Consider the following 11703-nt stretch of genomic DNA (forward strand, 5'->3'; position numbering starts at 1 on the left):
CCAACAGGAAAATGACGTATTCTGCATGGATCGGCGCCGTTTTTCCGGCCAATGTAACGGCACGGCGACAGGGGCGCAACCAAAATGCCCCGGCGGGCAGTCCCGCCGGGGCGTTTCACCCGAGGCAGGGAGCGCCTAGGTGACCAGCTCCCGAAGTTCCTTCGGCAGGGCGTTCAACACGTCCTCGATCTCGCCCGCCGCCACGTGGCGGCGCAACACATTGAACACGGCGCGGGCGATTTTTTCCGCATTCTCCTCCGGCTCCTCGGGAAAATCCCTGGCGATCAACCCCAGAAACTCGTCCCGGTGGCGGATCTTCACCGGTACCTTGGCCGGATTCCAGCCCTCGTAGAAAATGCCGCGGATCAGCAGCGGCAGCTCCGCCGCCAGGTCGGCCGCCTCGTTCACGGTCAGGCGGTCGCGCAGATGATGGAGCACCGAACGCAGGGCGTGATAGGCCCGGTAACGGTCGTCGCTGCCCAGATCCTGTTCGATCTCCTTGAGCCATTCGAAAGTTTTCTGAACGGTCCGGTCGATGGGATCGAAACCTGTGCCTGCAGTCATGATCCACCTCCACTTGACGTGATTGCCATCGTGAAAGTTATGGGGACCGACCGCGCCGATTTCAAGCCGGCTTTGCAAACCGCCGCCGGCTGGGTAACATGCCCGCAACGATGTCAACGGACGAGGAGGACGACATGGCGAAAAAGATCCTGTTGCTGGCGGGCGACTTCGTGGAGGACTACGAGGTCATGGTGCCGTTCCAGATGCTGGTGATGGCCGGCCACCGGGTGGATGCGGTCTGCCCCGGCAGGAAGGCGGGGGATACGGTCAAGACCGCGGTCCACGACTTCGAGGGCGACCAGACCTACACCGAAAAACCCGGCCACTGCTTCGCCCTCAACGCCGACTTCGACGCCATCGACCCGGCCGGTTACGACGGCCTGGTGATCCCCGGCGGCCGCGCCCCCGAATACCTGCGCCTGGAGCCGAAGGTGCTGGAGGTGGTGCGCCACTTCGCCGAAGCCGAAAAGCCCATCGCCGCCATCTGCCACGGCGCCCAGCTGCTCAGCGCCGCCCGGATGATCGAGGGCCGTGAGATCAGCTGCTATCCGGCGGTGGCCCCGGAGGTGGAACTGGCCGGCGCCAAATACATCGGCCCCAACGCCGACTACAGCAACGCCCACGTGGACCGCAACTTCGTCACCGCCCCGGCCTGGCCGGCCCATCCGGCGTGGATGCGCGCCTTTCTGGAACTTTTGGGAACACGGATCGAGACGTGACGCCCGAGGAACAGCTGGCCCAGATGCTGCGCGGTGAACAGCTGAGGATCACAGCGCTTCCAGCGCCTCCTGCAGGGTCCGCACCGCCGCGATCTCCATGCCTTCGATGCCCTTTTTGGGCACGTTGGCCTTGGGGACGATGGCGCGCTTGAAGCCGTGCTTGGCGGCCTCGCGCAGGCGTTCCTCGCCGTGGGGCACGGGGCGGACCTCGCCGGTGAGGCCGATCTCGCCGAAGATCACCCAGTCCCGCGGCAGGGGGCGATCCTTGAGGCTCGACAGCACCGCCGCCACCACCGCCAGGTCGCCGGCGGTCTCCGCCAGGCGCACCCCGCCGACCACGTTGACGAACACGTCCTGCCCCGCCAGGGGGACACCGCCGTGGCGGTGCAGCACCGCCAGCAGCATCGCCAGACGGTTGTGTTCCATCCCCACGGTGATGCGGCGGGGATTGCCCAGGGGGCTGTCGTCCACCAGGGCCTGGACCTCGATCAGCAGCGGCCGGCTGCCTTCGCGGATGACGCACACGGCGCTGCCGGGGGCGTCGTCGATCTGGCGCGACAGGAAGATCGCCGAAGGATTCCTGACTTCCTTCAGCCCACCCTCGGTCATGGCGAACACCCCCAGCTCGCCGGTGGCGCCGAAGCGGTTCTTGACCGCCCGCAGCACCCGGAAGCGGCTGCCGGCCTCGCCCTCGAAATACAGCACCGTGTCCACCATGTGTTCCAGCACCCGCGGGCCGGCGAGCGCCCCCTCCTTGGTGACGTGGCCCACCAGAAACAGGGCCATCTGCCGGGCCTTGGCCTGGCGCACCAGCTGGGCGGCGCATTCGCGCACCTGGGCCACCGAGCCGGGGGCGGAGCTGAGCTGTTCGCTGTAGACCGTCTGGATCGAGTCGATCACCAGCACTTCCGGGCGCTCGCGTTCGGCGATGGCCGCGATGCGTTCCAGGGCGGTCTCCGCCAGCACCGGCACCCGGCGGCAGTCGGCGGCCAGGCGCTCGGCCCGCAGTCCCACTTGCTGCACCGACTCCTCGCCGGTGGTGTAAAGAATCCTGACACTCCGGCTCAACGTCGCCGCCGCCTGCAGCAGCAGGGTGGACTTGCCGATGCCGGGATCGCCGCCGATCAGCACCGCCGATCCCTTCACCAGCCCGCCCCCCAGCACCCGGTCGAGCTCGCCGAGGCCGGTGGCGATCCGCGCCACCTCGGCGGCCTCCACCTCGCCCAGGGGGACAATGCGGCCCTCGCCGGCGGCACCGGCATAGCCGGCGAAGCGACCGGCGGCCGGTTTGGCTTCGGCCACCGTCTCCACCAGCGTGCTCCAGGCCCCGCAGGCGGGGCAACGCCCGGCCCACTTGGGCTGGGTGTGGCCGCATTCGCTGCAGCTATAGACAACCTTGGCGCGCGCCATCCTCGCTCCGTTCGGTTTCGATCCGCGCCACCCTGGCGGTGACGCCGCAGACCAGGGTGTAGGGAATGGTGCCGGCGCAGGCGGCGATCTCCTCGACCGGCAGGTTCGGCCCCCACAGCTCCACCTCCGCCCCCGGGGCGATGCCAGGATGGTCGGTCAGATCCACAGTGAGCAGATCCATCGACACCCGGCCGACGACCGGCGCCCGCCGCCCGCCGATCCACACCGAAGTTTCGGGCTGCACCTCGCGCGGATAGCCGTCCCCGTAACCGGCGGCGACCACCCCCAGGCGGGTGGGCCGCCGGGCCACCCAGGCGCCGCCGTAGCCCACCGCCTCCCCGGTCGGCAGCTCGCGCACGGCGATCAGGCGGGCGCGGAAGGCCATCGCCGGCCGCAGCCCCAGCTCGGCGCCGCTGCGGCCGGGGAACGGGGAAATCCCGTAGAGCATCAGCCCCGGTCGCACCCAGTCCCCGTGGCTCTGGGGCCAGGCGAGGATGGCGGCGGAATTGGCGCAGCTGCGCTCGAAGGCCGTTCCCTCGCAGAGACGGCCGAAATGGCGCAGTTGTTCCGCCGTGGCCGGGTTGTCGGTCTCGTCGGCGCAGGCCAGATGGGTCATCAGCACCGGACGGCGCGGCGCCAGACGGGAGACGATTTTGCGGAAGGCCGCCTCGCCCAGTCCCAGGCGGTGCATGCCGCTGTCGAACTTGATCCAGGGACGGACGTCTTCCGGCAGCCAGGGCAACTGGTCGGGATCGTGGATCACCGGATCCAGGCGGTGACGGCCACAGGCCTCGGCCTCCCCGCGGTCGAAGAATCCGCCCAGCACCACGACAGGGTGACCGATTCCGGCCCGGCGCAGTGCAATTCCCTCCGCCACCCGCGCCACCGCGAAACCGTCGGCCCCCGCCAGCGCCCGCGCCACCGGCACCAGTCCGTGACCGTAAGCGTCTGCCTTGACCACCGCCAGCACTTTGGCCCGCGGCGCCAGGGCCCGCACCCGGGCCAGATTGGCCCGCAGGGCGTCGGCATCGAGGAGGATGCGGGGATTGGCGCTCAATAATCGTCCTCGGCGTAAGGGTCGGGAGCGAAATTCTCGAAGCGGGTGTACTGCCCCAGGAAGGTCAGGCGCACGGTGCCGATGGGACCGTTGCGCTGCTTGGCGATGATGATCTCGGCGGTGCCCTTGTCGGGACTGTCCTCGTTGTACACCTCGTCGCGGTAGATGAAGACGATGACGTCGGCATCCTGTTCTATGGACCCCGATTCCCGCAGATCCGACATCACCGGCCGCTTGTTGGGGCGCTGCTCCAGGTTGCGGTTGAGCTGGGACAGGGCGATGACCGGCACGTTGAGCTCCTTGGCCAGGGCTTTCAGGCCGCGGGAGATTTCCGAGATTTCGGCGGTGCGGTTCTCCCCCGCCCCCGGGCACTGCATCAGCTGGAGATAGTCGATCACCACCAGCCCCAGTTCGCCGTGTTCGCGCACCAGCCGGCGGCAGCGGGCCCGAAGTTCAGTGGGAGACAGGGCCGGGGTGTCGTCGATGAACAGCTGGGTGCCGGCCAGGATGTTGATGGCCGAGGTCATCCTCGGCCATTCGTCGTCCTCCAGCTGACCGATGCGCAGGCGATGCTGGTCGATGCGCCCCAGGGACGACATCATCCGCATCGCCAGATGGTCGGCCGGCATCTCCATGCTGAACACCGCCACCGGCCTTTGCTCCTTGATGGCGACGTTCTCGGCGATATTCATCGCAAAACTTGTCTTCCCCATCGACGGCCGCCCGGCGATGATGATGAGATCGGCCGGCTGCAGACCTGCGGTCATCTGATCCAGGTCGGTGAAGCCGGTGCTGACGCCGGTGACGCTGCCGCCCTTTTCGTACAGCTCCTGGATCCGGTCCACCGCCATGGCCAGCACCCCCTTGATCGGCTTGAAGCCGCCGTCGCCGCGCTGACGCTGGTCGGAGATCTGGAATACCTTCTGCTCTGCCACCTCGAGCAGCTCGTCCACCTTGCGGCCTTCGGGATTGAAGGCGGCGTCGGCGATCTCGGTGCCCACGTGGGCCAGCTGGCGCAGGATGGCGCGTTCGCGGACGATGTCGGCATAGGCGGTGATGTTGGCGGCGCTGGGGGTGGCCTCCGCCAGGGCGGTGAGGTAAGCCAGCCCGCCCGCGTCCTGCAGTTCGCCGCGCTGCTCCAGCAGCTCCGACACCGTGACCACGTCGCAGGGTTTGTCGCCTTCGGCCAGGTCGCGGATGGCGCGGAAGATGAGGCGGTGCTCCTTGCGATAGAAATCGGCCTCATTGAGGCGGTCGGCCACCTTCTCCCAGGCGTCGGCGTCGAGCATCAGGCCGCCGAGGACCGACTGCTCGGCCTGGAGGGAATGGGGAGGCGCCTTGGGTGGCAGGGCGATTTCGGCGGGCCGGCTCATGGGATGGCTTTAGTCCAGGAGAATCAAGGAATTAGAGGCGGGGCGGGTGTCCAAACGGGGAAAAACAGTTTACCATAAGCCCCTTTTTCAGCGAACGGGAAAAACCCTTATGGACGTCGTCATCTATCACAATCCCCGCTGCAGCAAATCCAGGGCCACCCTGGCGCTGCTGCGCGAACACGGCATCGAGCCGCGCATCGTCGAATACCTGAAACAGCCACCGTCGCGCGAGGAATTGGAAGCCATCCTGGACAAACTCGGCTTCTCTGACCCGCGCCGGCTGATGCGCACCAAGGAAAAGGTTTACAAAGAACTGCAGCTGGACGCACCGGATGCGGACCGCGACCGCCTGCTCGAAGCCATGCTGGCCAACCCGATCCTGATCGAACGCCCCATCGTCGTCGCGGGCCGGAAGGCCGCCATCGGCCGGCCGCCGGAAAACGTCCTGGAGATCCTGCCGTCATGACCGAAATCCTGGTGCTCTATTACAGCCGCTACGGGGCCACCGCCCGTATGGCCGACATGATCGCCCGCGGGGTGGAAAGCGTCGAGGGCGCGGTCGCCAAGGTGCGCACGGTGCCGGAGGTATCGCCGGTGTGCAAGGCGGTGGAGGACGTCATTCCTGAAAACGGCCCGCCCTACGCCACCGTGGAGGATCTGGCCCGATGCGACGGCCTCGCCCTGGGCAGCCCCACCCACTTCGGCAACATGGCCGCCCCGCTCAAGTACTTCATCGACCAGACCAGTTCGATCTGGTTCTCCGGCGGGCTGGCGGGCAAACCGGCGGGGGTGTTCACCACCACCTCCAGCATGCACGGCGGCCACGAGACCACCCTGATCTCGATGATGATGCCGCTGCTGCACCACGGTATGGTGATCGTCGGCATTCCCTCCCAGGAAACCGCCCTGCTGGAAACCCGGACCGGTGGCACCCCCTACGGCCCCAGCCATCTGTCCGGCGAGGACAACCCCACCCTCAGCGAGGAGGAAAAGCGCCTGTGCCTGTGCCTGGGACTCCGTCTTGCCAAAGCCGCCGCCGCCCTGAAGGAGGCGCAGATCTGAGCGTGCAACTGCCGTTGCCCCTCGGTTTCCCCGAGCAACGCAGTTTCGCCCAGTATCACGACGGCGCCAACCGGGAGGCGGTGGCCGCGCTGCGTGCCTTCGCCCGCGGCGAAGGGGAGGTGTATCTGTATCTCTGGGGCGAGACCGCCAGCGGCAAGACCCATCTGCTCCAGGCCACCTGCCGCGAGGCCCACGAAGGCGGCAGGCGGGCGGCCTACCTGCCCCTGGGGCAACTGCGCGACCGCTCCCCGGCCCTGCTCGAGGGCCTGGAGCGGGTGGATCTGGTCTGCCTCGACGACATCGACGCCATCGGCGGCGACCCGGACTGGGAGACGGCGCTGTTCCACTGTTTCAACCGCCTGCACGAACAGCGCCGGCAACTGCTGGTGACCGCCGCCTGCCCGCCGGCGCGGTTGCCGGTCCGCCTGCCCGATCTGCAGACCCGCCTGGCCTGGGGGCTGACCCTGCAGCTCAAACCCCTGAGCGATGCCGACAAGCTCACCGCCCTGCAGCTGCGCGCCCGTCAGCTGGGACTGGAACTGACCCCCCGGGTGGGCCGCTTCCTGCTGACCCGCTTCCCCCGCGACCTGCCTTCCCTGTGGCGGCTGCTGGAACGGCTCGACCACGCCACCCTGGCGGCCAAGCGCAAACTGACCATCCCGTTTCTGAAGCAATTTCTGGAGGAGCAGTCATGAAAGCCCTGATCGTCGGCACCGGCGCCGTCGGCGGCTTCTACGGCGCCCTCCTGGCCAAGGCCGGCTGGGAGGTGGCGGTGGTGAGCCGCTCCGATCACGACACTGTGGCCGCAAACGGCATCCACATCCGCAGCACCCTGGGGGAATGGACCTTCCGGCCAGCGGCGGTGTACCGCAAGGCCGACGAGGCCGAAACCCCGCCAGACTACGTGATTCTCTGTACCAAGGTCCTGCCGGACATCGACCGCACTGCGTTGATCCGGGGCGCCGTCGGCCCCGACACCACCATCGTCCTGATCCAGAACGGCGTGGAGATCGAGGCCGAGGTGGCCGCGGCCTTCCCGGAAAACGCACTGATCTCCGGCCTGGCCTTCGTCTGCGTCAGCCGCACCGGGCCGGGCCAGGTGTGGCATCAGGCCTACGGCAATCTGATGCTGGGGGATTTTCCCGCCGGCATCGGCCCCCGGGTCGAGACCCTGGCGGACGCCTTCAACCGCAGCGGCATCCGCGCCAAGGCGGTGGCCGAAGTGGTCGCCGCCCGCTGGCGCAAGTGCGTCTGGAACGCGCCGTTCAACCCCCTGTCGGTGCTCTCCGGCGGTCTCTACACCGCCGACATCCTCGAATCCCAGGAAGGCTTCGTCCGCACCCTGATGCAGGAGGTCTGCGCCATCGCCGCCGCCTGCGGCCACCCCCTGCCGGACGCCGTCATCGACCGCAACATCGACGACACCTACAAGATGCCTCCCTACAAGACCAGCATGCTGCTGGACTTCGAGGCCGGCCGCCCCATGGAAACCGAGGCCATCCTCGGCAACGCCGTGCGCGCCGCCCGCCGCGAGGGGGTGGCGGTGCCGCACCTGGAATCGGTGTACGCGCTGATGAAACTGCGGGAACTGCAGCTGGAAAGGTACGGCTGCCCATGATCTGGCTCTGGCGGCTGGCGCTGACGGCCTACCTGCTGCTGCTTCCTGTCGGCGCCCTGCTGCCGGAGACCCCGGCCGGCGGCTTCCATGTCAACGACAAGCTGCTGCACGCCGGCGCCTTCTTCGGCCTCGCCCTGCTGGCCGACCTGGCCCTGCCGGGGCGGCGCTACGACTGGGCCAACCTGCTGGCCCTGTTCACCCTCGGAGTACTGATCGAGGCGGTCCAGTACCCTACCGGCTACCGCGCCGCCTCCCTGGCCGATCTGGCCGCGGACGCCGCCGGCTTGGGGCTTTACGGCCTGGTCCGGGGACGGTGGTTGGGGCGGATAAAAACGAAATGAAGCGGGGCGGGGCGCAGTACCGTCTGCGTTCTCCGGGACGCCGTGAATCCATCCCTGGAGACTCGAAACTCGGCCATCCAGGCCGACTACGCCCTTCGAACACAGACGGCACCGCGCCCATCCTTTCAACTTTCGTCAAAAACGCAGCCTGGGCCAGCGCACCCGCCACAACTGCCACCAGAGGCCGGCGGCCTTGACATAGGTGGTGAGGTTGATCGCCCACCACACCCCGGCGCTACCCCAGCCGAGGCGAAAAGTGAGATACCCCGCCAGGGGAATCCGCAGCAGGTTGAAGGGGGCGCTCCACCAGAAGGCCGCCCGGGTCGCCCCACCCCCCTCCAGCACCCCGCCGGCCAGCGCCTCGAAGGCCACGCACCACTGGGAGAAGGCCAGCAGGCGGGCGTAAAGCACCGCTTCCCGGTGGACTTCGGGATCGTCGCTGAAAAGGGCGGTGAGCCGTTCCGCGCCAAACCAGAACACCAGGCTGGAGAGAGTGCCGAATCCCAGGGCCAGCCACGCGGCGCTGCGGATGGTCTGGCGCACCCGGGTCAGGTCGGCGGCCCCCAGGTGGCGGCCGGTGAGGCTGGCGGCAGCCGCCGCCAACCCCCAGAACAGCGGCCAGGTAAAACCCTCCAAAGCGGAATAGCCGATGCCGAGGGCGGCGTTGACCGCCGGCCCCAGGGGAGAAATCACCCACGCCAGAAGGCCCCAGTAGGCCAGGGCATACAGCGCGGTGCCCCAGGCCACCGGCGCGCCGATGGACACAATCCAGCGCAATACGTTGTCGGGAATCAGATCGCCCCCGCGCAGCCCGGTCAGGCGCACCAGCCAGACCAACCCCAGCGCCACCGCCACCCCCCGGCTCAAGCCGGTGGCCAGAGCCGCCCCGCCGATGCCCAGATCGAGGCGATAGATGAACAGCGGGTTGAGAACAGCATTGAGGACGGTGGCGATCACCTGAAGCCCCATCACCAGCCGCGTCCGCCCCATGGCGATGAACACCGAATCGATCAGCGGCGCCAGGGTCAGGGGGAGACCGGCGCAGGCAAGCCAGAACAGGTATTCGGCCGCCTGCGCCCGCACCGCCGGAGCCAGCCCCAGCAGGGCGGCGATCCGTTCGCTCCCCAGCCCCAGCCCCGCCAGCGTCAGGGCGCCGATCAGCAGAGAACCGGTCAGACCGTTGCCCACCACGCGGCGGCGCCAGCGGTCGTCCCGGGCGCCGGTGGCGCGCGCCGCCAGGGGGCCGGCGCCGGCGGCAACGAGACTGTAGAGGGCATAGAGGGCGATGAGGACGAAGGTGCAGGCCCCCACCGCCGCCTGGGCCGCCACCCCGAGCCACTGGACCGCGTACTGATCGATGACCTTGAAGGCGTTGTTGAGCAGCACCGACACCGCCGCCGGCCAGGCCAGGGCGAACACCTGGCCGACGGTGACCGGCGAGGGTTTCAATCCTCGATCCACACCCGCGGTTCCTCGATCCAGGTATGGCGGCATTTGGGGCATTTCCCCGGCTTGCGCAGCTTGTCCCGGGAAAAGACGAAACCGCAGTGGCGGCAGCGCGCCGGCTCGACCTGCAGCTTCAGCCCCTCGCGGGCCAGGCTGCGTTCCAGATGGCGCAGATCGTCCTCCACGTCGCGGGGCTTGCATTCACACAACTGCGCCAGCTCGCTCAGGGTGTAGGGCCGCTGGCGCAGCCACCGGGCCAATTCCTTTCTGAACACGGGGACCTCCGGCGGTTTTGACAGGCAGGAACAAACGCCTTATGGTAACGGCTTTTGCCGCCCGACCGCGATGGCCCGACGCAAACCGTCTTTCGAAGACCAGCTCAAACAGCTCGAGGAAATCGTCACCCAGCTGGAGCAGGGGGACGTGAGTCTCGAGGCGTCCCTCAAACTGTTCGAACAGGGCGTCAAGCTGACGCGCCAGTGCCAGAAGGCGCTGCAGGAGGCTGAACAGAAGGTCCAGATCCTCACCCGGGACGATGACGACGACTTTCAACTGCAACCCTTCCAAACCGATGACGACTGAACTGAACCGACTCAAGGACTTCATGAGCGCCTGCCAGGTGCGGGTGGAACAGGCCCTCGACCGCCGCCTGCCGCCGGCCGACAAATTGCCGGCCCGGCTGCACCAGGCGATGCGCTACGCCACCCTGGAAGGCGGCAAACGCCTGCGCCCCCTGCTCACCTACGCCACCGGCCGGGCCCTGGACGTGCCCCTCGACACCCTCGACCCCCCGGCCTGCGCGGTGGAGTTCATCCACGTCTATTCCCTGATCCACGACGACCTGCCGGCCATGGACGACGACGAACTGCGCCGCGGCAAACCCACCTGTCACGTCCGGTTCGACGAAGCCACCGCGATCCTCGCCGGCGACGCCCTGCAGGCCCTGGCCTTCGAGGTGCTGGCCAGCGACCCCCAGCTGGATGTTTCCCCGGCCCAGCGGGTGGCGATGATCGACTGTCTGGCCAAGGCCGCCGGCGCCGGGGGCATGGTGGGCGGACAGGCCATCGACCTGGCCTCGGTGGGGCTGCAGCTGGACCTGCCGGCCCTGGAGCTGATGCACATCCACAAGACCGGCGCCCTGATCCGCGCCAGCGTGCGCCTGGCGGCGCTGGCCAAGCCCGGCCTCGACCCCGAAATCGGCGAGCGCCTGGACCATTACGCCAAGTGCATCGGCCTGGCGTTCCAGATTCAGGACGACATCCTCGACGAGGAAAGCGACACCGCAACCCTGGGCAAGACCCAGGGCAAGGACCGGGCCCAGAACAAACCCACCTATCCGGCCCTGCTGGGGCTGGCCGGGGCCAAGCAGAAAGCGGGGGAGATGCACGAACAGGCCGTCGCCGCCCTGGAGCCACTGGGGGAACAGGCCGATTTGCTGCGGGCCCTGTCGCTGTTTATCATTCAGAGGCGCAATTAGTATAATCGCCCGGGGGGCATGAGATTTCGGATCGCAACGACCCCGGGCCGACGACAACGAGGAGGTAACAGAATGAGCAACGAAAACGAAAACACCACGCCGCCGAACGAGGAGGAAGGCCTGAAGGAGAAGGCCGAGGAAATCAAGGAAGAGGTCGAAGAGAAAGTCGAGGAAATCAAAGAGGAGGCCGAGGAGCAGGCCGGCAAACTGGCGGAAACCCTGACCAGGCTGCGCACCGAAAAACCGCTGCTCTTCTACGGCGGCATCGGCGCCGTGGTCGTGGTCATTCTGCTGTTGCTGCTGATGGGCGGCGGCGGTGGCGTGCAGCAGGTTCAGGTGCCGGCGCTGCAGATCGGCCAGACCTACACGCTGGTCAATCCCAACGTCACCGGCGGCGGCGACGTGCTGCTGCTCCAGGCCCCCGGCCGCATGGGCGCCACCGATCCCGAACTGCGCGAAAAGGAGCAGGTCTGCGTGGTCAAATCCGGCACCCCGGCCAAACTGCTGGAGCAGACCCTGGTCAACTACGTGAAGTACGCCAAGGTCGAGCCGCTGGAAGGCGACTGCGCCGGCAAACAGGGCTGGACGCCAGTGATCAATCTGAAGCAGTAGCGCCCCTCTGCACCATCCGCTGAA

15 protein-coding genes are annotated in these 11703 nt (G+C 67.8%); 9 read left to right on the forward strand and 6 right to left on the reverse strand.

The genetic code is table 11. The annotated features are described in order from the left end of the window. Positions 1-135 precede the first annotated feature (135 nt). Entirely contained in the window at positions 136-564 is a 429-nt protein-coding gene (locus MCIT9_RS12710) for a DUF2267 domain-containing protein (RefSeq protein ID WP_317705246.1), read from the reverse strand. A 134-nt stretch (positions 565-698) separates the two neighbouring features. On the opposite strand from MCIT9_RS12710, the gene MCIT9_RS12715 reads away from it, so the two are divergent. Further along, entirely contained in the window at positions 699-1283 is a 585-nt protein-coding gene (locus MCIT9_RS12715; protein ID WP_317705247.1) for a DJ-1/PfpI family protein, read from the forward strand. A gap of 48 nt (positions 1284-1331) precedes the next feature. Here MCIT9_RS12715 and radA read toward each other — a convergent pair whose 3' ends face one another. From radA to dnaB, 3 genes are read right to left on the reverse strand one after another with little or no spacing between them, the layout of a single operon-like run. After that, positions 1332-2693, reverse strand: coding sequence for a DNA repair protein RadA (gene radA / locus MCIT9_RS12720; protein WP_317705248.1), 1362 nt, complete (start codon positions 2691-2693; stop codon positions 1332-1334). Continuing rightward, complete coding sequence (alr, locus tag MCIT9_RS12725; protein ID WP_317705249.1) at positions 2668-3750, reverse strand: alanine racemase; 1083 nt, start codon at positions 3748-3750, stop codon at positions 2668-2670. The genes radA and alr overlap by 26 nt, the downstream gene beginning before the upstream one ends. Beyond that, a complete protein-coding gene (gene dnaB, locus MCIT9_RS12730) occupies positions 3747-5123 on the reverse strand; it encodes a replicative DNA helicase (protein ID WP_317705250.1) in 1377 nt (458 codons plus the stop codon). Before dnaB ends, alr begins: the two co-directional genes overlap by 4 nt. Positions 5124-5232: 109 nt before the next feature. On the opposite strand from dnaB, the gene arsC reads away from it, so the two are divergent. From arsC to MCIT9_RS12755, 5 genes are read left to right on the forward strand one after another with little or no spacing between them, the layout of a single operon-like run. Further along, positions 5233-5589 (forward strand): arsenate reductase (glutaredoxin), encoded by a 357-nt coding sequence (arsC, locus tag MCIT9_RS12735; protein WP_317705251.1) that lies wholly within the window; start codon positions 5233-5235, stop codon positions 5587-5589. Then, positions 5586-6185 carry an NAD(P)H:quinone oxidoreductase gene (gene wrbA, locus MCIT9_RS12740; protein ID WP_317705252.1) on the forward strand — a complete coding sequence of 200 codons (600 nt, stop codon included), beginning with the start codon at positions 5586-5588 and terminating at the stop codon, positions 6183-6185. The genes arsC and wrbA overlap by 4 nt, the downstream gene beginning before the upstream one ends. 2 nt (positions 6186-6187) lie before the next feature. After that, entirely contained in the window at positions 6188-6880 is a 693-nt protein-coding gene (gene hda / locus MCIT9_RS12745) for a DnaA regulatory inactivator Hda (protein WP_317705253.1), read from the forward strand. Next, entirely contained in the window at positions 6877-7803 is a 927-nt protein-coding gene (locus MCIT9_RS12750; protein ID WP_317705254.1) for a ketopantoate reductase family protein, read from the forward strand. Before hda ends, MCIT9_RS12750 begins: the two co-directional genes overlap by 4 nt. Beyond that, positions 7800-8144: a VanZ family protein gene (locus MCIT9_RS12755; RefSeq protein ID WP_317705255.1), complete on the forward strand. Its 345-nt coding sequence runs from the start codon at positions 7800-7802 to the stop codon at positions 8142-8144. The genes MCIT9_RS12750 and MCIT9_RS12755 overlap by 4 nt, the downstream gene beginning before the upstream one ends. Positions 8145-8279: 135 nt before the next feature. On the opposite strand, the gene MCIT9_RS12760 is transcribed toward MCIT9_RS12755, so the two are convergent. Further along, positions 8280-9605, reverse strand: a complete 1326-nt coding sequence (locus MCIT9_RS12760) for an MATE family efflux transporter (protein WP_317705256.1) — start codon at positions 9603-9605, stop codon at positions 8280-8282. Further along, the gene (locus MCIT9_RS12765) at positions 9590-9865 is read right to left on the reverse strand and encodes a transcriptional regulator (protein WP_317705257.1); all 276 of its coding nucleotides are present in this window, start codon (positions 9863-9865) and stop codon (positions 9590-9592) included. Before MCIT9_RS12765 ends, MCIT9_RS12760 begins: the two co-directional genes overlap by 16 nt. Positions 9866-9935: 70 nt before the next feature. Here MCIT9_RS12765 and MCIT9_RS12770 point away from each other — a divergent pair, with 70 nt between their 5' ends. From MCIT9_RS12770 to MCIT9_RS12780, 3 genes are all read left to right on the forward strand, one after another. Next, positions 9936-10172, forward strand: coding sequence for an exodeoxyribonuclease VII small subunit (locus MCIT9_RS12770; RefSeq protein ID WP_317705258.1), 237 nt, complete (start codon positions 9936-9938; stop codon positions 10170-10172). Further along, positions 10162-11067 carry a (2E,6E)-farnesyl diphosphate synthase gene (gene ispA, locus MCIT9_RS12775; protein WP_317705259.1) on the forward strand — a complete coding sequence of 302 codons (906 nt, stop codon included), beginning with the start codon at positions 10162-10164 and terminating at the stop codon, positions 11065-11067. Before MCIT9_RS12770 ends, ispA begins: the two co-directional genes overlap by 11 nt. A gap of 72 nt (positions 11068-11139) precedes the next feature. Continuing rightward, positions 11140-11679, forward strand: coding sequence for a hypothetical protein (locus MCIT9_RS12780; protein WP_317705260.1), 540 nt, complete (start codon positions 11140-11142; stop codon positions 11677-11679). The last annotated feature ends 24 nt before the right edge of the window (positions 11680-11703 follow it).

This window comes from Methylomarinovum caldicuralii, from assembly GCF_033126985.1.
GTDB classification, from domain to species: domain Bacteria; phylum Pseudomonadota; class Gammaproteobacteria; order Methylococcales; family Methylothermaceae; genus Methylohalobius; species Methylohalobius caldicuralii.

Bases quoted from the DNA above. Each gene is read 5' to 3' on its own strand.
- dnaB (WP_317705250.1), bottom strand. From the start codon at position 5,123: ATGAGCCGGCCCGCCGAAATCGCCCTGCCACCCAAGGCGCCTCCCCAT.
- MCIT9_RS12780 (WP_317705260.1), top strand. From the start codon at position 11,140: ATGAGCAACGAAAACGAAAACACCACGCCGCCGAACGAGGAGGAAGGC.
- ispA (WP_317705259.1), top strand. From the start codon at position 10,162: ATGACGACTGAACTGAACCGACTCAAGGACTTCATGAGCGCCTGCCAG.
- arsC (WP_317705251.1), top strand. From the start codon at position 5,233: ATGGACGTCGTCATCTATCACAATCCCCGCTGCAGCAAATCCAGGGCC.
- MCIT9_RS12750 (WP_317705254.1), top strand. From the start codon at position 6,877: ATGAAAGCCCTGATCGTCGGCACCGGCGCCGTCGGCGGCTTCTACGGC.
- MCIT9_RS12755 (WP_317705255.1), top strand. From the start codon at position 7,800: ATGATCTGGCTCTGGCGGCTGGCGCTGACGGCCTACCTGCTGCTGCTT.
- MCIT9_RS12770 (WP_317705258.1), top strand. From the start codon at position 9,936: ATGGCCCGACGCAAACCGTCTTTCGAAGACCAGCTCAAACAGCTCGAG.
- radA (WP_317705248.1), bottom strand. From the start codon at position 2,693: ATGGCGCGCGCCAAGGTTGTCTATAGCTGCAGCGAATGCGGCCACACC.
- wrbA (WP_317705252.1), top strand. From the start codon at position 5,586: ATGACCGAAATCCTGGTGCTCTATTACAGCCGCTACGGGGCCACCGCC.
- MCIT9_RS12715 (WP_317705247.1), top strand. From the start codon at position 699: ATGGCGAAAAAGATCCTGTTGCTGGCGGGCGACTTCGTGGAGGACTAC.
- MCIT9_RS12710 (WP_317705246.1), bottom strand. From the start codon at position 564: ATGACTGCAGGCACAGGTTTCGATCCCATCGACCGGACCGTTCAGAAA.